This is a genomic window from Arenibacter amylolyticus, from assembly GCF_002150785.1.
Taxonomy (GTDB): domain Bacteria; phylum Bacteroidota; class Bacteroidia; order Flavobacteriales; family Flavobacteriaceae; genus Arenibacter; species Arenibacter amylolyticus.
Genome location: NZ_MTAZ01000004.1, coordinates 353,523 through 374,367 on the forward strand (window position 1 = coordinate 353,523; position 20,845 = coordinate 374,367).

General features: G+C 41.4%; 20 protein-coding genes. 7 read left to right on the forward strand and 13 right to left on the reverse strand.

The window, feature by feature from the left end; translation table 11 throughout:
* Nucleotides 1–115 precede the first annotated feature (115 nt).
* The 5 genes from truB to BV214_RS02305 form a co-directional block, all read right to left on the reverse strand.
* Nucleotides 116–811: a tRNA pseudouridine(55) synthase TruB gene (gene truB, locus BV214_RS02285; protein ID WP_086475844.1), complete on the reverse strand. Its 696-nt coding sequence runs from the start codon at nt 809–811 to the stop codon at nt 116–118.
* A complete protein-coding gene (locus BV214_RS02290) occupies nt 811–1,596 on the reverse strand; it encodes an undecaprenyl-diphosphate phosphatase (RefSeq protein WP_086475845.1) in 786 nt (261 codons plus the stop codon). Before BV214_RS02290 ends, truB begins: the two co-directional genes overlap by 1 nt.
* 2 nt (nt 1,597–1,598) lie before the next feature.
* Nucleotides 1,599–1,865 (reverse strand): DUF3098 domain-containing protein, encoded by a 267-nt coding sequence (locus BV214_RS02295; RefSeq protein WP_086475846.1) that lies wholly within the window; start codon nt 1,863–1,865, stop codon nt 1,599–1,601.
* Nucleotides 1,866–1,874: 9 nt separating this feature from the next.
* Nucleotides 1,875–2,753, reverse strand: coding sequence for a cell division protein FtsX (locus BV214_RS02300; protein WP_086475847.1), 879 nt, complete (start codon nt 2,751–2,753; stop codon nt 1,875–1,877).
* Nucleotides 2,754–2,861: 108 nt separating this feature from the next.
* Nucleotides 2,862–4,739: a T9SS type B sorting domain-containing protein gene (locus tag BV214_RS02305; RefSeq protein WP_086475848.1), complete on the reverse strand. Its 1,878-nt coding sequence runs from the start codon at nt 4,737–4,739 to the stop codon at nt 2,862–2,864.
* A 193-nt stretch (nt 4,740–4,932) separates the two neighbouring features.
* Here BV214_RS02305 and BV214_RS02310 point away from each other — a divergent pair, with 193 nt between their 5' ends.
* A complete protein-coding gene (locus BV214_RS02310) occupies nt 4,933–7,860 on the forward strand; it encodes a leucine--tRNA ligase (protein ID WP_086475849.1) in 2,928 nt (975 codons plus the stop codon).
* Nucleotides 7,861–8,034: 174 nt separating this feature from the next.
* Complete coding sequence (locus BV214_RS02315; protein ID WP_086475850.1) at nt 8,035–8,730, forward strand: zinc metallopeptidase; 696 nt, start codon at nt 8,035–8,037, stop codon at nt 8,728–8,730.
* Between the two features lie 120 nt (nt 8,731–8,850).
* On the opposite strand, the gene BV214_RS02320 is transcribed toward BV214_RS02315, so the two are convergent.
* The 4 genes from BV214_RS02320 to BV214_RS02335 all read right to left on the reverse strand — a co-directional run bounded on the left by BV214_RS02320 (nt 8,851) and on the right by BV214_RS02335 (nt 11,925).
* Nucleotides 8,851–9,366, reverse strand: coding sequence for a ferritin (locus BV214_RS02320; RefSeq protein ID WP_086475851.1), 516 nt, complete (start codon nt 9,364–9,366; stop codon nt 8,851–8,853).
* 178 nt (nt 9,367–9,544) lie between these two features.
* A complete protein-coding gene (locus tag BV214_RS02325; RefSeq protein WP_086475852.1) occupies nt 9,545–9,865 on the reverse strand; it encodes a hypothetical protein in 321 nt (106 codons plus the stop codon).
* 39 nt (nt 9,866–9,904) lie between these two features.
* Nucleotides 9,905–10,375: an Lrp/AsnC ligand binding domain-containing protein gene (locus tag BV214_RS02330; RefSeq protein WP_086475853.1), complete on the reverse strand. Its 471-nt coding sequence runs from the start codon at nt 10,373–10,375 to the stop codon at nt 9,905–9,907.
* 185 nt (nt 10,376–10,560) lie between these two features.
* Nucleotides 10,561–11,925 (reverse strand): saccharopine dehydrogenase family protein, encoded by a 1,365-nt coding sequence (locus BV214_RS02335; RefSeq protein WP_086475854.1) that lies wholly within the window; start codon nt 11,923–11,925, stop codon nt 10,561–10,563.
* Nucleotides 11,926–12,003: 78 nt separating this feature from the next.
* On the opposite strand from BV214_RS02335, the gene BV214_RS02340 reads away from it, so the two are divergent.
* A complete protein-coding gene (locus BV214_RS02340; RefSeq protein WP_086475855.1) occupies nt 12,004–12,408 on the forward strand; it encodes a DUF423 domain-containing protein in 405 nt (134 codons plus the stop codon).
* Between the two features lie 44 nt (nt 12,409–12,452).
* Nucleotides 12,453–14,060, forward strand: coding sequence for a phosphoenolpyruvate carboxykinase (ATP) (pckA, locus tag BV214_RS02345; RefSeq protein WP_086475856.1), 1,608 nt, complete (start codon nt 12,453–12,455; stop codon nt 14,058–14,060).
* Between the two features lie 76 nt (nt 14,061–14,136).
* Here pckA and BV214_RS02350 read toward each other — a convergent pair whose 3' ends face one another.
* From BV214_RS02350 to BV214_RS02360, 3 genes are read right to left on the reverse strand one after another with little or no spacing between them, the layout of a single operon-like run.
* Nucleotides 14,137–14,889, reverse strand: a complete 753-nt coding sequence (locus tag BV214_RS02350; protein ID WP_086475857.1) for a uroporphyrinogen-III synthase — start codon at nt 14,887–14,889, stop codon at nt 14,137–14,139.
* On the reverse strand, nt 14,886–15,551 hold the full coding sequence (locus BV214_RS02355; protein ID WP_086475858.1) for a DUF4271 domain-containing protein: 666 nt from the start codon (nt 15,549–15,551) through the stop codon (nt 14,886–14,888). The genes BV214_RS02350 and BV214_RS02355 overlap by 4 nt, the downstream gene beginning before the upstream one ends.
* Nucleotides 15,551–17,218 (reverse strand): ArnT family glycosyltransferase, encoded by a 1,668-nt coding sequence (locus tag BV214_RS02360; RefSeq protein WP_086475859.1) that lies wholly within the window; start codon nt 17,216–17,218, stop codon nt 15,551–15,553. The genes BV214_RS02355 and BV214_RS02360 overlap by 1 nt, the downstream gene beginning before the upstream one ends.
* Before the next feature lie 129 nt (nt 17,219–17,347).
* On the opposite strand from BV214_RS02360, the gene BV214_RS02365 reads away from it, so the two are divergent.
* The 3 genes from BV214_RS02365 to BV214_RS02375 are packed head-to-tail and all read left to right on the forward strand — an operon-like array spanning nt 17,348 to nt 19,837.
* Nucleotides 17,348–18,076 carry a polyprenol monophosphomannose synthase gene (locus BV214_RS02365; protein WP_086475860.1) on the forward strand — a complete coding sequence of 243 codons (729 nt, stop codon included), beginning with the start codon at nt 17,348–17,350 and terminating at the stop codon, nt 18,074–18,076.
* 1 nt (nt 18,077) lies between these two features.
* Complete coding sequence (locus tag BV214_RS02370) at nt 18,078–19,412, forward strand: dihydroorotase (protein WP_086475861.1); 1,335 nt, start codon at nt 18,078–18,080, stop codon at nt 19,410–19,412.
* 2 nt (nt 19,413–19,414) lie between these two features.
* Complete coding sequence (locus tag BV214_RS02375; RefSeq protein WP_086475862.1) at nt 19,415–19,837, forward strand: DUF4296 domain-containing protein; 423 nt, start codon at nt 19,415–19,417, stop codon at nt 19,835–19,837.
* Here BV214_RS02375 and BV214_RS02380 read toward each other — a convergent pair.
* Nucleotides 19,818–20,825 carry an NAD-dependent epimerase/dehydratase family protein gene (locus tag BV214_RS02380; RefSeq protein WP_086475863.1) on the reverse strand — a complete coding sequence of 336 codons (1,008 nt, stop codon included), beginning with the start codon at nt 20,823–20,825 and terminating at the stop codon, nt 19,818–19,820. The genes BV214_RS02375 and BV214_RS02380 overlap by 20 nt on opposite strands.
* Between the last annotated feature and the right edge of the window lie 20 nt (nt 20,826–20,845).

A 20,845-nucleotide genomic window follows, 5' to 3' on the forward strand; every position in this document is an offset into this window, starting at 1 on the left:
TTAAAAAAGAAAGCTGTTTCCTGTTTAAAGTCATATAGGATTATAACCGCGTTTAATCAAAAATATTTTAAATTATCGATAAACGGGTAGGATGTTGCTCTTCAAATTAATTTCACTAGCCGTCTATCGCCAATAATTCTCTAAATTCCTCTGGGGCGATTGCTTTATCTACGTTGTAATCACCTATTTTGGTTCTCCTGAGGGTGGATAGATGTGCCCCAGAACCCAATTCTTTTCCAAAATCGTAGGCTAAAGATCTAATATAAGTGCCCTTGCTACAGGCTACCCTGAAATGGACTAGGGGTAGTTGAATTTTGGTGATTTCGAATTCCGTTATGGTCACTAAACGTTTTTTAATTTCTACGCTTTTCCCTTCCCTTGCATACTCGTAGAGTCGTTTTCCATCCTTTTTAAGGGCCGAGAATACAGGGGGTGCCTGCTCTATTTCTCCCAAGAACGCAGAGGTGGCCTCATGGATCATCGCTTCGGTGATATGGTCTGTGGGGTAGTGTTTGTCTACCTCCGTTTCCAAATCATAAGAAGGGGTGGTGGCTCCTAAGGTAAAACTGCCCGTATATTCTTTTTCTTGGCCTTGTAGTTCGTTAATAGTCTTAGTGGCCTTGCCCGTACATATTAATAATAAACCGGTGGCTAGGGGATCTAAGGTCCCGGCATGCCCGATCTTTATCTTCTTTAATTGAAACTTTTTACGGATGGCCCATTTTAAGGAATTCACTGCTTGGAAGGAACTCCAACCCAGCGGCTTATCAATGAGCAGCAATTTTCCTTCCAAAAATTCTTCCTTGGTCATTAGATTACGGTTAAGGGGCTAATAAAATAATGTATGATTAAAATTGCCACTCCTACAATCACTCTATAATATCCAAAAAGTTTAAATCCGTGTTTCCCTAAATAGTCGATAAAAGTTTTAATGGCCACAAGGGCTACAAGAAAACCTACCACGTTCCCTACAATTAAGTAATTGATCTGATCCGAGCTAAGGGTAAATCCTGCCATATAATAGTCGTAGCTTTTTTTCAGTGTGGCCCCCAACATGGTGGGCACAGCAAGGAAAAAAGAAAATTCTGCGGCTGTGGTCCTAGAAAGTTTTTGAGTCATTCCCCCAACAATACTGGACCCACTTCTAGACATTCCAGGAATCATGGCCAAACATTGGAAAAGCCCAATTTTAAAGGCGGTAGAATAGGTAACTTCTGTGTTCTCCTCACCTCCAAACCAATCATCGACCTTTAAGAGGATTAGACCTCCTATTATTAAAGAAATGGCCACGGTTATGGGACTTTCCAAAAGAGAGTCTATTACATCGCTAAAAAGCAACCCTAAAACTACTGCTGGAATAAATGCCACCAACAATTTGTAATAAAAGTCTATGCTTTGAATAAATCGTTTGTAATACAGTACTACCACCGATAATATGGTTCCCAATTGGATAACGATGGTAAATAATTTAGTGAAATCTTCGTGTGCAATGCCAAAAAAAGAGGAAGCAACAATAAGGTGTCCAGTGGAAGAAACAGGCAAAAACTCGGTTAGCCCTTCTATGATGGCTAGAATAATAACTTTAAATATGTCCAAAACTAATTTTTCTTATGGGGGTTTAATAGAATGGCGTACACTTGGAGGCCCAAGCCAATCAAGACCATGGTAGGGGCAAGTCGTATTCTCCTAAAACTATAGACTTCTGGGTTAAAAACAGCATGGTCGTCCATTCCGCCACCGCTCATTAAGATAAATCCAAGGGCTATAAATGCCAAGCCGATAAACATAAAAAGGTAGTTTCTCTTTTGGAAGATAAGTTCCCGAGTGGGTTTTTGGCCTTGTTTAATATTCTTTTTCTTGCTCATGCTGCAAATTTAGTAATATAAATCATCTGTCCTCAAGTTTAGGAAGCGTTGTGTGGCAAAATAGGTACTTATCCATGAAATTAACACTCCTAGTAGAAATACCCCTACAAAAAGCACTATCAATATGGTGGGATCTTGGAAGAGGTTTAATTCCGGGAAGCTTTGATCCACATAATACAGTACCAGCCCCAATGCAATTAAGGCAATAATGGCTCCTAACACCCCTAGCTTAATATTGGTCCAGATAAAGGGCCTCCTAATAAAAGATTTGGTGGCTCCAACCATTTGCATGGTTTTTATAATAAAACGTTTGGAGTAGATGGAGAGTCTTATGGAGCTATTGATCAAGAGAACCGCAATAAAGGTAAAAGCCCCGCTTGCCACTAATATCCAAAAACTCAATTTTTTTACATTGTCGTTCAGTAAACTAATAAGAGGTTGATCGTAGCTTACCTCTTCCACATAGCCTTTCCTGGAAATTTCTTGGGCTATGTTGGCAATGGTATCTGTATGTACATAAGCAGCATTCAGGCGAATGTCTATGGAGTTCTTTAAGGGGTTATACCCCAAAAAATCCAGGAAGTTCTCTCCAATTTCCTCACTGTGCTTTTCTGCGGCTTCTTCTTTAGAGACGTAGATGGCATTCTTGGTGTAGGGTGCCATTGCTAAACTTTTCTGTAACTGGTCTACTTCTACCTCCTTGGCACTATCCTTTAAAAAAACCGATACGGTGATCTGTTCTTTAAAGTGGTCTGCTAATTTTTTAGTATTCAACACCAATAGCCCCAGTATGCCCAATAGAAAGAGCACTAGCCCAATGCTGAGGACCACTGAAAAATACGAGGAAATTAGCTTTCTTTTTTGAAAACGTTCAAAAGATTTGCTCATAATGGAAAATCAATGCGTAAAAATAGCAAAGTAAATTGAAATAAAAATGGCTGATATATGTTCATTTTTATGCTTCTGGTTTTATTCTGGTAAAAACATGAGGATCCATTACCTTTTTAGGGTGAAATGGCCACGTTTTTCCAGGTGGTCCAGCTGTATGCTATACCAATAGTCCGATGCAGGCAGATCCCTATTCTTAAAGGTTCCGTCCCAGATAAAGGGGGCATTCCTAATGCTTTTCAATAAGTTTCCATAGCGATCATAAATATGTAGCTCGGCGTTTCTAAAATTTTCGGTGCCGTTAATAATAAAAAGGTCATTGTGGTGGTCGCCGTTGGGAGTAAAGAATTTTGGGATTACCAAATGCAAGTATTCCATAGTGGCCAATCCACAACCGTTTTTCTCCCTTACATAGATCGTATAATGTCCACCTTCGGTGTTTTTAAAACTATTTTGATGCTGATAATAGGTGCCATCCAAGGAATATTCAAAAGCGCCACGATTTTCCGTTAAGACCGTAATTGTATATTCATCCGACCTAACGGATTCTATTAGGGGGCGGTCTATTTGGGATAGCGTAAAGTTTTTGGTGTTTTGGCATCCATGGGAATTGGTGACTATGAGGGAATAAGTGCCTGAAGAATCTACAACGATGCTAGGGGTAGTTTCCCCTGTATTCCATTCATAGGTTGCATTACTGGTATTTGCATATAGAATAACAGAATCGTCTTCACAGAAATAAATGGTTTCGTCCGTTACCACAGGGAGCTCATAATGCGTCAGCTTAAGCGGGGTCCTACTATCGGCATAACAAGCTGCTAAGGTAGATACGGCCTCGGCATAAAAGGTTCCTTCGTAAGGGGCCAAGAAGGAGGAACTATTCTGTAGTAGAAGGTTTCCTTCGGAAGGGGCGTCGTACCAATTTACTTGTACATCTGCAGGAACACTGACCGTTAATGGCTTGTTTTCGTTGATGCAAGTAGCTATATCCCCATTGCTAGTTGGTGGTTGGGGTTTTGGGACTATAGTAACCTTGAAGACATCCGATAACGTGCTGCAAAGTGGATTAGCTAGGTTAATGACATCCTCTGCCAATTTCACCCGAAAGAAAGTGGTGGTGTTTAGCAGCGGGGAAGTGAACTTTGGGCTGGTTTCCCCCGGGATGTCAGACCACACTGTCCCGTCCGGACTATCTTGCCATTGAAAAGCATGACTGGTGTATATGGAATAATCGGGAGTTGCTGTAAGTGTTACACTGCTAGGAGGGGCTGTTTCACAGAAGGCCATGTCTAAATTTCCCTGTTCATCGGAAATGGCAATGGCATCTCCACAAGTCCTAAAGACAATATCGTCTATGGCCAAATCGTTTCCACAACCGCCTTCCCCGTTATTACGCATTTTTAGAATTACCGAGGTTTGTCCAGGAAGGGTCTGGAAGATTAGGCCGTACTGTTGCCAAAGTGGGGAAGGGGTACCATGAAGGTCACCAGTGTCTCCCCACGCCAGCCTTTGAGTGTCCGTAACATCCCAAATTTCAAAGCGTACGTTTATGGGAATACCGTTGTTGCTACATCCGGATGCCGGCAGAAGGTTTAGGAGCCAGGACGAAAATTCATAGGAGGTATTTTCGCAGAGACCAGTGACCGTTCGCCTAAAAAACTCCCCTGCGCTATAATCGGCATTTACAATAAAGGCCTTTCCATTGGAATCGTTTGGGGTGTGGTCCGTAATGCGATGCCAGTCAAAATAGGGTGTAGTGCTAGAGATGGTATAGCTGCCATCCGTAGGTTCTCCATTTACATATTGGTACGTGGTACTGCCTGGGGGTAAAGGCGGACCATTGGTGGTTCCGCTTCCAAAATCTTCCGTAAAAATAGGTTGGCCCGTATTGCCAGGGCAAAATCCCACTTGTCCCAACAGACTGTTGGCAAAAAGCAGGAGGATGGGAAGTAGCGCCGCTGGGAGCTTTATAAAATTTTGGTTCACCGTTTAAAGATATAGTAAAGGAACAATTTAAACTAGGATGGCCTAATTGTTAGGAATAAATATATGAATCAGAAGCGGATGCCTTAGCGGTTAAGTTGATAATATCTTTTCACCTTTCATAGATTAGACCTATTTTTGCGGTCTATAAATCCTGCCGATATTAGCAGCAGGAAGGTAGAAAGAAATTTGGTACATGGAATACGACTTTAAGAAAATTGAAGAAAAATGGCAAGGGTATTGGGCAGAAAACCAAACCTTTAAAGTAGAGAACAATTCTGAAAAGGAAAAGTTCTACGTGTTGGATATGTTTCCCTATCCTTCTGGAGCGGGATTGCATGTAGGCCATCCATTGGGGTATATTGCCAGTGATATTTATGCGCGTTATAAAAGGCATAAGGGATACAATGTTTTGCATCCTATGGGCTACGATTCTTTTGGCCTGCCAGCAGAACAATATGCTATACAGACCGGACAGCACCCTGCTATTACTACGGAAACCAATATTAATAGATATCGTGAGCAGTTAGATAAAATTGGGTTTTCTTTCGATTGGAGTCGGGAAGTGCGAACCTCCGACCCCAAGTACTACCAATGGACGCAGTGGATATTCATCCAACTCTTTAATTCTTGGTATGATAAGGAGGCCGACAAGGCTAGGGATATTGCCGATTTGATCGCTATCTTCCAAAAGGAGGGGAACTCAGCGGTTAATGCCGTTTGTGACGAGGATGTTGTCCCGTTTACTGCAGCAGCGTGGAATGCTTTCTCCGATAAGGAAAAGCAACAGGTGTTGCTACAATATAGATTAACCTATTTGGCAGAGACCGAGGTTAACTGGTGTCCGGCTTTAGGTACCGTGCTAGCCAACGATGAAATGGTGAACGGAGTTTCCGAACGTGGAGGCCATCCAGTAATCCGTAAGAAAATGACCCAATGGAGCATGCGCATCTCTGCCTATGCCCAGCGATTATTAGACGATCTGTCTATCTTAGATTGGCCGCAGCCATTAAAGGATGCCCAAACCAACTGGATTGGGAGGTCCGAGGGGGCTAGTGTAAGCTTTAAGGTGCTTCCCCAAAATAATACCATGGTAGCGGACGCAGAAATCCCTGTTTTTACTACCCGTCCCGATACCATCTTTGGGGTGAGCTTTATGACTTTGGCCCCGGAACACGATTTAGTATTAAAAATTACCACTCCAGAGCAAAAGGAGGAGGTAAAACAATATATTGAGGCTACGGCAAAACGTAGCGAACGCGACCGTATGGCCGATGTAAAGACCATTACCGGAGCCTTTACGGGGGCCTATGCAGAGCATCCCTTTACCAAAGAACCCATTCCAATTTGGATTGGCGATTATGTATTGGCCGGTTATGGTACCGGGGCGGTAATGTCTGTTCCATGTGGAGATCAACGAGATCATGACTTCGCCAGACATTTCAACATTCCTATTCCTAATATTTTTGAGGGGGTGGATGTGAGCGAAGAGGCCTTTGCCGATAAGGAAAACACGGTTATTGCCAATTCCGATTTTCTGAACGGAATGCCCTATAAAAAAGCGGTGAAACGCGTTATTCATGAATTGGAGCAACTGGGTCAGGGGAAAGGAAAAATAAATTATAGGCTACGCGATGCTGTATTTAGCAGACAGCGGTATTGGGGCGAGCCTTTCCCGGTATATTACAAGGACGGATTGCCGCAAATGATTGCAGCAGAGCACCTTCCCATTGTGTTGCCCGAGGTAGAAAAGTACCTGCCAACCGAAACTGGAGAGCCTCCCTTGGGGAATGCTACCCATTGGGCGTGGGATGTGGAAGCCGCTGCGGTGGTTTCTAATAAGTCCATAGACCATAAAACGGTGTTCCCATTGGAACTGAATACCATGCCTGGATGGGCGGGGAGTTCGTTCTATTTTAACCGCTATATGGACCCTCACAACACCGAGGAGGTGTTCTCTAAGGAGGCTATGGACTATTGGCAGGGAGTAGACTTGTACATTGGTGGAAGCGAACACGCTACAGGACATTTGTTGTATTCTCGCTTTTGGCAAAAATTTCTTTTCGATAAGGGGTTGGTCCCTCAACCCGAATTCGCAAAAAAACTCATCAACCAGGGGATGATTACTGGTACAAGTGCCCTTGCAAAAAGGTTGCAATTTGAAGTAGAGGGGCGTCCTTTCTTTATTTTTGTGGATGTAGATGTATTAGAGGAATATCTTAAATCTCCTGATAAGTCGTCAGGAGATAGTCCAGTAGAGGAATTTGTTAAGAAATATGGGGATTTTGTGGTTCAGGATATCCACGCAGACGTAACCATGGTAGATTCCTCGGATCATTTAGATGTTGACGCTTTTGTTGCATGGCAGCCAGAATATACCGACGTTACTTTTGTTAAGAATACCGATGGTAGTTTTAAGGTTTCCCGAGAGGTAGAGAAAATGTCTAAATCCAAATATAATGTAGTAAGTCCAGATAGTATCTGTGAAGTATACGGAGCAGATTCCTTAAGGCTTTACGAGATGTTTTTAGGGCCATTGGAGCAATCCAAACCGTGGAATACCGCGGGGATAACGGGTGTTTATGGGTTTATGAAAAAGCTGTGGCGATTGTATCACGGTGGTGCCCAGGGAAGCTTCTTGGTTACTGAAGGAGCTCCAACGGCAGACAATCTAAAAACATTGCATAAGACCATTAAAAAAGTTGAGGAAGATATTGAGGGATTCTCTTTTAATACTTCCGTTGCCACTTTTATGATCTGTGTGAACGAATTGGCAACCCAAAAATGCAACAATAGGGAAGTGTTGGAGTCCTTGGCGATTTTGATTGCGCCCTACGCTCCTCATATAGCCGAGGAGCTTTGGAGTAGGTTGGGGCATAGCACATCTATTGCTACGGCACCTTTCCCAAAATTTCAGCCAGAATACCTGATTGAAAGTACTAAGGAGTATCCTATTTCATTTAATGGGAAAATGAGGTTTAAATTGGAGTTGCCGGTAGACCTTTCTAAAGAGGAAATAGAAAAGGCGGTTTTGGCAGATTCCAAAACTCAGGATCAATTGCAGGGTCGCGCCCCTAAAAAGGTGATTGTGGTTCCTGGGAAGATTGTAAATATCGTTGGCTAACGAAGCTTAGGAAGCCAATGAGAATGGTAGGAGTTAGACATTTTGGCAGAAATTGGCACTTAAGATCATTTCGGCAGATCCTTGGTGAATATGGCGGGGTTTTTGCTGTGGTTGAATTAGGATATCAGTGAGTGAATATTAGAACTATTTAAAAAACTAAAAAAGAATATAGATATGATGTTATATTATGTGTTGTTGGGAGCCATCGCTTTAGTGAGCTGGTTGGTAAGCAATAAGTTGAAAAGTAAATTTAAGCATTATTCCAAGGTGCATTTGCGCAATGGGATGAGCGGAGCGGAAATTGCAGAGAAAATGTTGGCAGACCATGGTATCAGGGATGTTAAGGTAATCTCTACACCTGGGATGCTTACAGATCATTACAATCCGGCCAATAAGACCGTAAACCTTAGTGAAGGGGTTTATAATCAGCGCAATGCTTCTGCTGCTGCGGTAGCTGCTCACGAAGTGGGGCATGCTGTACAGCACGCTACTGCTTATGAATGGCTTACTATGAGATCTAAACTGGTGCCTATAGTTAGTGTAACCTCGGGCATGTCTACTTGGGTAGTATTTGGAGGTATTATGCTTGGTGCCGCTGCAGGTGTGGGCTTAGGCTACTGGGTTGCCGTAGCTGGACTGGTAATGATGGGATTTGCTACCTTGTTTAGCTTTATTACCCTGCCGGTGGAATACGATGCCAGTAACAGGGCTTTGGCTTGGTTAAAAAGTAAGAACATGGTAACACAGGAAGAATACAAAGGGTCCGAAGATGCTTTAAAATGGGCTGCTCGTACTTACTTAGTGGCTGCTATTGGTTCCTTGGCTACCTTGGTATATTGGGCTATGCAAGTCCTTGGTAGTAGGGATTAAGTAAGTGGTATTCAAATAAAGAATAAAAAAAGGAGATGCATTTGCATCTCCTTTTTTTTATGGTTGTATGTACCTGTTTTCACTGATATTGATGTGATAATAGGTTATTGGCAATCCACACTATTCGTCTCTTTTAATGCGCTCGTCAATAAATTTAAGCGCAATGCCGTCTCGTCCCATTACTTCAAAAAGGTCCAAGATGTCTCTTAGGGATTTTTCTTCTTCCATTTGTTCCTCAACAAACCACTGAAGGAAATTCTCCACAACAAAATCCTGATCTTTTCTGGCGGTTGCTAAAATTTTATGAATAGAGTTGGTTACCATTATCTCATGATCCAAAGCACTTTCAAAAACTTCCTCTAAATGGGAAAAATCATGATTGATGTTCTCTACGGTAGGGGAAATGGCGTTTCCTCCGCAATCCGTTATAAACTTGAATATTTTCATCATGTGCTCCCTTTCCTCTTCTGCTTGATCATAGAAGAACTCGGCACTGTTTGTAAATGCATGCTGGTCGCACCAAGAAGCCATGGCCAAATAAGTGGCAGAGGCGTGGGCTTCCATTTTTATCTGATCGTTGAGCAGGTCCATAGTACTGACCTTAATACTCATTTGTTGTCTAGCTATATTTTTCATTATCTCAAAGTTTAATAATTGTGTACTGGGTTCCCATGTAAATAGAGCGATATGTTGGGGCTTAAACCAACAATATCACTTCGGAATATCTTAGATTTATATAAAGATATTAAAAGTGTCTGTATTATAAGAATGGAGAGGCTTAAATATAATTGGACTTAGACTCAATAAAAATAGCCTAGGTGTAAGACAAGGTGCTTTCGGAAGAAATACCCAAGAGTGCAAAGCCATTGCTTACTAAGCTTTTTAGGTCCAAGACCTCAAAAGTATTTAATAGGAATAAATGTTCCTTGTTACAGAGCATTAGCACTTCAAAGCCATGCTTGTTTAGGTCCGCATCAAAATGGGACTCAATGGATATGGCATTTACCTTCTGTCTTAATGCCAGTAGTTGGCAAAAAGATAGTTTAACCACTTTTTGGCCAAAATCGATGTAGAAATATCTATCCGAATTGGATTGATATAAGGTGTAGAATTTGGATTGAAATAGTATGCTCATCGGGGCAAAATTAATACTTATTTAGATTCAATCCAAACATTAAATGCTGATTTGGCGATCAATTTGTTGGTTTAAGGATATAAAGGTTTCCGTCCTAGAGACCCCCTCTATTATTTGAATTTCCTTATTTAATACATGCATTAAATGTTCGTTGTCCTTGCAAAGTACCTTAATTAAAATAGACCAGTTGCCCGTGGTATAATGACATTCCAAAACTTCTGGAATCTTCTCCAGTTCCTTTACTGCCTTGGGGTTGCTCATGGCCTTGTCTAGGTAGATACCGATATAAGCCATGGTGGTATAACCCAAGACCTTGGGATTAATAATAAATTTAGAACCTGCAATTAGGCCAGACGCTTCTAGCTTTCTAAGTCGTTGATGGATGGCTGCCCCAGAAATACCAATCTTCCTGGCTATTTCCAATATGGGCTTCCTAGCATCCTCCATTAGGAATCTTAGAATCTCTTTGTCTATTCCGTCTATTTTAACACTTTCGTTAGGTGATTTCATTGGTAGCCTTCATGATTCAGGATAAAGGTATTAAAAATCCTTTCAGTTTGTAACACCCCGGATGGTGTATATCTGGGTGCATTTATTTCAGAACGGATGTACCCATCCATGCAGTGCTAAAGTATCGTTCAGCTAAAACAGGAACCTATTGAATTTTGTAAATGACTTTGCTAGTGCAAGCTGTTTTATAGATGAGGATTATAGCCAAGATAAGGAACCTTCTGCTCCTTAAACTGAATCCCATAATGCTCCAGTTCTTTTAAAATTGGCTCGTACACCTCCTTAGCTATAGGTATCTGTACCCCTGGAATGGTAATTTTTTTGTTCAGGATAAACAGGGCGGCAATGGCTACAGGTAATCCCACGGTCTTGGCCATGGCGGTATGTACTCTGTCTTCCCCTAAAACCACCATGTTGGTGTCTATTTGCTCTTTCTTTCCGTTAAGCAGGTAGCCAAACTTATGGTACATCACAATCATGTCCTTGTCTTGGTCTCCTAGGGTCCAGCTTTCCTCTAAAATTTGTTGAAGGATTTGGGCAGGAGTGGCATTTTTTAGGGTAATCTTTTTTTCATCATCAAATAAGTTGAGCTCTAGGAGCTTCTCCCACATAATGTCGTCCTGATCTATTTTTAAATAGTGTCGCATCTTTAGTTCTACGCTATCGGTTGGGGAGTAGGAGAGGAATAGGTTAACAAATTCCCTATAAGACATCCCTTCCGAGTTTTTTATGGTATAACTATCATCGGTCATGCCCATTTGTACAAACATGTTCCAAGCCTTGGAAAATCCCACCCTTCTCATGGTTCCTCTGTATAGGGTAAGAACATCGTCTAAGCCGTACGTTCCCCTGTATTTTAGGGAGTCCCTATTGGCGTAGGCCTCAAACTTCCCGTATCCCTCTATATCCATAAATTCCGTTCGCCTAAATAATTTGTGATAGGGAATGTATTTATAGGTGCCCTCCTGCAAAAATTTTGCGGCACCCCCTTGCCCAGCTAAAACAACGTTTCTGGGGTTCCAGGTAAATTTATAATTCCACAGGTTGTTGTCGCTCTCAGGTGCTACAAGTCCACCAGTAAATGATTCGAATAATAATATTTTGCCGCCCCTGCACCTTATTTTGTCTATAGACTGCATGGCGCTCATGTGATCTATTCCGGGGTCTACCCCTATTTCATTCATAAATACCAGTCCCCGCTCTTTAACCTGTGCGTCCAAGGCTTGCACCTCATCGCTAACATACGAGGCGGTGACTAGGTGTTTTCTATGCGTTAAACAATCTTTAGCTACAATAATATGCAGACGTGCGGGCAACATGGAGATAACGAGGTCGCAGTTTTTAATAGTGTTGCTCCTTTCCGTAGCATCAAAGATGTCTAACTTTAAAGTGTTGACGGCCTTATGATTTTTTACATTGTCCGGTAACCCTTCCGGATTTAAATCGCAAATGGTAAGGTGAAGCTTTTCCTCTTCCGATTTAGCTATTAAATAATCTAGTAGGTAGGAGGTAGATTTTCCAGCGCCAAGGATCACTATTTTTCGCAACATGTGTAGTTTTATGTTCTGATTAGACAGATACTAAGGTATCAAAATGTTATATTTGTAAAAAATAAGAGAGCACAAGTTATGAACAAAACAATTTTGGGAGCTGGCGTATTTTTCGGTGCCACGGCCGTATTGCTTGGTGCCTTTGGGGCCCATGGATTGGGTAACATCGTGGGGCCCAAGGCGGTAGAGTCTTTCGAGACCGGGGTTCAATACCAAATGTATCATGCCTTTTTTCTAATGATTTTAAGTGGATTAAAACCTATTTCAGAAAAACAGAAAAAAACAATCTCATATTTTATTATTTTAGGGATTATATGCTTTTCTTTCTCCATATACCTGTTGGCACTCAATGAGCTAAGCGGTTTCGATTTTACGCGGATAGCATTGGTTACCCCTTTTGGGGGCCTACTGATCTTGGTAGGTTGGGTACTCTTGGGAGTGGGAATTCTGAAAAAAACACAGCAATCTATACCTAATAATTAATACATAATTTATACTTTATTATAGCTAATTAAAACCCAGTTATTATGGCTTCAACTACGAAATCGATTTCGTTAAAAGAGTATGGTTTAAAAAACTGTAGTATCCATTATCAATTGCCTCCATCAGAATTACATCGGATAACCGTGGAAAAGGGAATGGGGGTAACCTCTTCTACTGGCGCCCTAGCGGTAAATACGGGCGAGTTTACCGGTAGATCTCCCCAGGATAGGTTTATCGTAAGGGATTCTATTACCGAAGATGAGGTGTGGTGGGGAAATGTGAATATCCCATTTGAAAGCGATAAATTTGATGCGCTTTACAACAAGGTGATAACATACCTAGACACCAAAGAAATCTTTGTAAGGGATTGTTTTGCCTGTGCAGACGATGATTATAGAATGAATATTAGGGTGATTAATGAGTATCCTTGGTCTAATATGTTCGCCTATAATATGTTTATAAGACCGACCAAGGATGAATTGGTGGGTTTTGAAGCCGAATGGACGGTAATCAACGCTCCTGGGTTTATGGCAAATAGTGAGGTGGATGGGACTAGGCAACACAATTTTGCGATCTTAAATTTTACCAGAAAAATTGCCCTTATCGGCGGAACTGGCTATACAGGGGAAATAAAGAAGGGGATTTTCTCTGCTCTAAACTTCATTTTACCTGTCTACAAAGACTGCCTTCCTATGCACTGCTCCGCAAACGTGGGAGACGATGGGGATACGGCTATTTTCTTTGGCCTTTCCGGGACGGGAAAGACTACTTTATCTGCTGATCCGGAAAGGAAATTGATTGGGGATGATGAACATGGTTGGACCAAAGAGAATACCGTGTTTAATTTTGAAGGTGGATGTTATGCAAAGGCCATTAATCTCTGCCAGGAAAACGAACCGGAGATCTTTGGGGCCATTAAAAAAGGAGCGCTTTTAGAAAATGTTATCCTGGATGCCAATGGGGTGGTAGATTATGAGGATGTTTCCATAACGCAAAACACTAGGGTAAGCTATCCTATTTATAATATTGATAATATACAGGTGCCTTCCATTGGTAAAAACCCCAAGAATATTTTTTTCTTAACGGCCGATGCTTTTGGGGTGCTGCCTCCAATTTCTAAACTGACCCCGAGTCAGGCTGCCTATCATTTCATTTCTGGATATACTGCCAAAGTAGCGGGTACCGAAGCGGGAGTGGTAGAGCCTGTGCCCAATTTTTCAGCTTGTTTTGGAGCGCCCTTTATGCCCTTGCATCCTACAAAATATGCCGAGATGCTTAGCGCTAAAATGAAAGAAGCGGGAGTTAATGTATGGCTGGTAAATACAGGATGGACCGGAGGGCCTTATGGAGTTGGAACCCGTATGAAGCTAAAATATACTAGGGCAATGATCCGTGCGGTACTAAATGGGGATTTGGGGTTGTACAGTTATGACAAGTACCATATCCATTCCGTATTTGGAGTGGCGCAGCCTAGGGAATGTCCAGGAGTGCCTAGCAGTGTCCTTAGTCCTCGGGCAACCTGGAACAATGATGAGGCCTATTATAAAACAGCTTTTAAATTGACCAATGCCTTTAGGGAAAACTTTAAAAAGTTTGAGGCCTATGCCAATGAGGAAATAAGACGGGGAGGGCCACAACGGTACTCTTTCTAATACAAAAAACCCGAGGTTTCCCTCGGGTTTTTATTTTTATTAAGTAGTTGTTTCTAAAATTCCCAGTGATGGGAAATTAGGATTGCTTTTTGTTTGCTGTAGAAATATACTTTTGAAGCGCCATGGTCATGGACGGGGTTTCGGGAGTAGGTGCTTTAATATCTATCCTTAAACCTGCTTCGGTGGCAGCTTTCACAGTAGAGTTGCCAAACACGGCAATTCTAGTATTGTTCTGTTCAAAATCCGGGAAGTTCTTTAAAAGAGATTCTATACCAGATGGGCTAAAGAAAACCAATACATCATAGTATACATTTCTAAGATCTGAAAGATCGCTGATTACCGTTTTGTAAAAAATACCTCTAGTCCAATCTATTCCCAAACTATCCAAAGTTTCCGGTACAATTGGTTTTAATACGTCAGAGGAGGGTAAAAGAAATTTCTCGTCCTTATACTTCTTAAGTAAAGGAGTGAGATCTAGGAAATTCATTTTTCCAACATAAATTTTACGCTTCCTGTATACGACATATTTTTGAAGATAGTAGGCAACAGCCTCGGACTGACAGAAATACTTCATAGAGTCCGGCACCTTAAACCTCATCTCATCGGCAATCCTAAAAAAATGGTCAACAGCATTTCTGCTGGTAAGAATAATCGCAGTAAAATTATTTAAATCAATCTTTTGCTGCCTTACCATTTTAGCATTTACTCCTTCTACATGTATAAACGGTCTAAAGTCTACCTTTACTTTTTCCTTATCTATAAGCCTAGAGTAAGGGGAGTTTTCCTTCTTGGGTTCTGGCTGCGAAACCAATATTGTTTTTACTTTCATAAGCTGCGGTCTAACAAGTAAGTACCAATTAAAATTAACGGAGCTACTTCTAGAGCGCAAATATACAAAATAAAATAAACAAAGTTATTGGCAATGAATTTTTGATGATTTTTTAAAGTGGTGTACCATCCTACAATATTTATAAGTAAAATCAATAGGACGCTCGTTGCAATCACCGGTCTAGATCCTGGGTATACGAAGTTTAGCATAATATTGGTTAAAAGCATTACCATGCCGCTATAATTAAAATAGGTAAGCTTTTTGTAAACTATTTCTGAAATCGACTTTTCGGAATTAAAGAGAAAACCATTGCCAAGTTGAAAGTATAGTTTCACTACCCAAAGAAGGGTAAGGGTGAGCAGGATGCTGCCAAAGGTTTGCAAGGCCGATTCTTCCGTGGGATTAAAGAATATTTCTCTGATAAAAAATAGAAAAAGGGATAAATTAAGTATCTGAAAAGCGGAGAGGAGTATGTTGAACCAATTAAATATCCTATTCTTTTTATTGTACATTAAGATGTACTTATTGTTAAAGGGTAGTATAATGAAGTTTAGGAACCTACTATAGAATAAACTCTTTGCAAGAACCAGCAGTAGAATGCTAAAAAAGAGGATAAGACTTATCCAGTCGGCAGGAGGTGGGTTTCTTAGTATGGCTTCCATTATTTTAGCGATATGTTTTTGCCGTTATACCCCAAATATAAACCGTTTTCAGATATTCCCATTCTAAGGTAAGCAGCTTCATCCGTCTTGGGCTTGGGAATGCTTAGTCTAAAAGTGGTGGTGTCTTTTTTTTGTACATATAACGCCTGGGGGTCTGTGGGCATAACTTTAACGAATTGGGTTTCTATAACCCGTTTGTATTTGTTTAAAAAGGTGACCCCAAATTTAAGTTTATTTAAATCGATATCCTCACTATATGGATTGTAAACCTTCAGGCTTATTTCCTGCTCAGGCTTTATAGGTTGTTCTTCTTGTGGGATGATGCACTGCAGCTTGCGGAAAGATTCAAAACTATCTAGGTACTTGCCCCGATATGCTTCCCCCTTGGCACCGATAAATTCTAGATCACCTTTATTTAAGTACCTAGAGACATACAGTACCCGTTTATCTTGTACTGCTTCCTCAGAATTGTCTAAGGAGTATTGATTTAGTCGGTATTGGGTATTGTTAAGGGAATAGGAGGTGGCTCCCGTATAAAAGGCGTAGACAGCAGCATTTCCATAAGAATTCTCGAACACTACGGGCATATCGCCTACCGCATCATGGATATAACTTGTCCAAGCCTTGTTGTAATGGGTTTCAAAGGGGATGGGGAGCACGGAGCCAGTAATCAGCCACACTCTTAAGAACAGTAAGATGACCACATTAGCCAAGCCTAAGCGCAGTATCCAAAACCTTGCTTTGGCGTGCTCCGCTAAATAATTGAAAGTAATGATGATTAAAGGGATGCTTATAGCAATCATCCATTGCGCTTGTACCTTTCTACTAAAGCTGCTGATAAAAAAGAAACCTATAAATCCGTAAGTTAAAAACACCAAGGCGCGGTTAAATCGGTCCCCAATTTTGGTGGTTGCGAGTGCATAATATACCCAAGGGAAAAGCAGCCCAAAAAGTGCCATTAGGTTTACGATATAGCCCAAGGTGAAGTCCGCAAATTTGTAAGGACTGTTCGGTCTGTCCGAGAGATGATAGCCAAGGCTAATAAAATCGTTTTGCACCAACCACAGAAAATGAGGTAGGTAGCAAATAAGGGAGATCACTACGGACAACCAAGCATTTCTGTTGAAGACCAATTTTATGTTAGACAGCAGTACAAATATAATTACCAAGAAGCCATGGTATTTACTATACATCATGGCGGCCATTACAAGACCTAGAAATACGGTATTTAAAAGGGTATTGTTGGTAATAAATCGCTTATAGGCCAGTAGAAATAAGGTGGTGAAAAATAGTAAGGGCGTATCTGGGAGGGTTAGAAAGCCATAAGCATGCATTAGGGTAACTGCAAAAACAAGCACGCAATAATGTAGGGTAAACCTATCTTTTTTTGGATGATCTATCAGCCACCATATAAATAATAGGTTCAAGGCATATAAGACGCAGCTTAGGAGTCTAACCCCCAATTCCCCTTCACAAAGGGAACTTCCAAGGGCAATCATCCAGGCCACCATGGGAGGGTGGTCAAAATAACCCCAAGCTAAATTTTGAGCATAATACCAGTAATAGGCCTCATCTAACAATAGCTCCGTTACACTGCTCTGTATCAAATTCAATACAAAGGTAAACGCTATGAAAAACAGTAGAATTTTGGGTGTTTTTTGCAGCATTCGATACAATTTCCTTAACAAAACTACAAATTATACAAAGACCCTTGAATTTAAAAATATCATAAATAAGGTGCAATGCTTCCCTACGGATTATAAAATACTATTTTTGCTAAAAAAGGAAATACCCAGATGACGGATAGTTTGGTCATTATACCGACCTTCAATGAAATTGAGAACATTGAGCTTATTATTGAGGCGGTCTTTGCATTAGAGAAGGAGTTTAGTATTCTAGTGGTAGATGACAACTCCCCGGATGGGACCGCAGCGGTGGTTCGGACTTTACAGAGAAAGTATGAGGATAGACTTTTTTTGGAGGTTAGGCAAGAGAAATTTGGACTGGGAACTGCATATATCCATGGCTTTAAATGGGCCGTTGAAAGGGGATATGACTACATTTTTGAAATGGATGCCGATTTTTCGCATGCTCCCAGTGATTTGATAAATTTGTACCAAGCTTGTTTAAATGGGGCCGATGTGGCCATTGGTTCCCGATATAAAAAGGGAATTAATGTGGTAAATTGGCCTTTGCACCGAATTCTTTTATCTTATGGAGCCTCTTTTTATGTAAAATTGATAACTGGGATGAGGGTACACGACCCCACAGCGGGCTTCGTGTGTTATAAAAGAGAGGTGCTCGAATCGATTAGGTTGGATTCCGTTAAATTTATAGGATACGCATTTCAAATAGAGATGAAATTCAGGGCCCACCTGCTAAACTATAAGCTTGTAGAAGTACCTATAGTTTTTACAGATCGTATCCGTGGAAAATCTAAGATGAGTACTTCCATAGTCGGGGAAGCGGTGTTTGGGGTTCTTCAGATGAAAATAAGAAGCTTGTTTCAAAAAAATAAATTTTAATATGGGCAAAACAATACTAAAGAATGCTACCCTGGTTAATGAGGGGCAAATCGTAACCAAGGATATTCTACTAGACGGAAAGACCATTCAAAGAATTGATGATCACATCACCGAAGCGGGAGCCAAGGAAATTAATTTGGAAGGGAAGTATGTTTTGCCAGGAATCATAGACGATCAGGTTCACTTTAGAGAGCCCGGACTTACCCATAAAGGGAATATTGCTACGGAGAGTAGGGCCGCGGTAGCTGGAGGTATCACTACCTTTATGGAGCAGCCCAATACCAATCCGCAGACCACTACCATTGCCAAATTAGAGGAGAAATTTGATATTGCCCAACAATCGGCATTTGCTAATTATTCTTTTTTGTTTGGAGGGACTAATGACAATTTGGAGGAGCTAAAGCGATTAGATAAGAACGCCTGTTCTGGGGTAAAACTATTCTTGGGGTCCTCTACGGGAAATATGTTGGTAGACAACGAGGAGGTCATTGAAAAAATATTTAGGAATACCGAGCTGGTGATCTCGGCCCATTGTGAGGACGAGGCTACCATACGGAGAAATATGGCGCTCTACACCGAACGCTATGGGGATGACATTCCCATGAAATACCATCCTCTTATACGGAGTGAGGAAGCCTGTTACCTGTCTTCCTCCAAGGCAATTGCCCTAGCAGAAAAAACAGGAGCGCGTCTCCATGTTTTTCATGTGTCTACAGGAAAGGAAACAAGCCTTTTTAGGAATGATATTCCCTTGGAGCAAAAGAAAATTACCGCTGAGGTCTGTATCCATCACCTTTGGTTTTCCGAAGAGGATTATGAAACCAAAGGGACTCATATTAAGTGGAATCCTGCAGTGAAAACCGCTGCCGATAGGGACCAATTATGGGAGGCCCTGCTAGACGATCGGATAGATGTGGTTGCTACTGATCACGCGCCACATACCCTAGAGGAGAAAAACAATTTGTATACCTCGGCTCCGTCTGGAGGGCCTTTGGTACAGCACGCACTGCCTGCCATGTTGGAGAATTACCATTCGGGGAAAATAAGCTTGGAAAAAATAGTGGAGAAAATGTGCCATAACCCTGCAAAACTGTTTCAGATAGAGAAACGTGGGTTTATTAGGGAAGGGTATTTTGCGGATTTGGTGGTAGTGGATCTTAACAGTCCGTGGAAGGTAACCCAAGAGAATATTGCCTATAAGTGCGGTTGGTCGCCCTTTCAGGGAGATGCTTTCCAGGCCAAAATAAGCCATACCTTTGTAAATGGGCATTTGGCATACGAAAATGGCCGATTCTCGGACGAAAGAAATGCCATGAGGCTAACCTTTAATAGATAGTTATGGTAAAATATATTCTACCTCTTATTCTTCTCATAATGTTGGTTTCCTGTAACGAGGAAGTTGTAAAAAAACCGGATAATCTTATTCCCCAGGATAAGATGGTAGCTGTTTTATACGATATTTCTTTGTTGAACGCGGGGCGTGCTATCAATCAGAATGTCTTAAACGAATACGAGATAGAGCCAATGAAGTATATTTATAATAAATATGCCATAGATAGCCTTCAATTGGTAGACAGCGATACGTACTACGCTTCAATTCCCGCGACCTATGAGGCAATTTATACCGCGGTAAAGGAAAAGCTAGAAAATCAAGAGGAAGTTATGAATGCCCAAAAGCAGGCTGCTGCCGAGGAAGCTGCCCAAAAATCCAAAGATTTAAAAAAAGCGAAGCCCGAAGTCGCTAAGGATGATCTTCCATAAATTTTTTGCAGGAAAAGTGGATGCTATCTTCCAAAGCTTGATAGGTATGTCCTAGTTGCTCCTTGGATTTGCTGTTGCTGAATTGTTGCACCTTCCTTAACGAACGAACCGAGTTTTTGGAGAGTCTTCTCCTGCTTCTGGTTAGTAGTGAAGCCACCTTGTCTAATCGCCACAAAATTTCCAATTGCCAAAATTTAAGTTGAATGGTGGGACTTGGTTTGTTAAACGCTTTGGTGAGTCGCTCTAATATCTCCTTATAACTTAAGTTTTCGGCAATCGCAATAAATCGTTCGTTTTCGATGGAGGAATCCATCATTTGAACCATTAAAGTAACCACATCTTCTACGGCAACAAAGGCTGTGCCCCCTGGTGGGTAAAATTTCCTTGCTTTATAGGCATTTTGAAAAAGGAGTCCGCTGCCAGATTTCCAAAACCCTGGGCCAATGATTACCCCTGGATTTACGATTACGGATGGTACCCCCTCCTGTGTTCCTCTCCATACCTCCAGTTCGGCATCCATCTTAGTGAGGGCATATACATTGGCGCGGTGGTTGGTCCAGTCGGTTTCCTCCGTGGCGGGCTTCCCGTCTAAGGTTCTTCCAATGGTCGCTATGGAACTTGCATAGCATAACTTTTTTATCCCGTGCGCAATGCACAAGTTTACGATGTTTTTGGTACCCTCAATGTTTACCGTTCTTAAAAGCTCGTAATCCTCAGGATCAAAAGAAATCAGGGCGGCGCAATGGTACACATGTGTAATATCCTTAAAGGCATGGTCCAGTGCTGGGAGATCCATAAGGTCTGCCGGTACCCAATCAATTTTATTGAACAAGTAATCGGCCTCATTGCTATAGTAGCCAAAGACTTTTTTCACCTGTTTTAGATTGCTGGTTTCCCTATGTATGGCCCTTACCTGATTGCCCGTTTGCAATAAACGTAGGAGTAAATGTGCTCCTACCAAACCTGTACCTCCTGTAACTAAGATCATGGCTCAAAATTACTCATTTG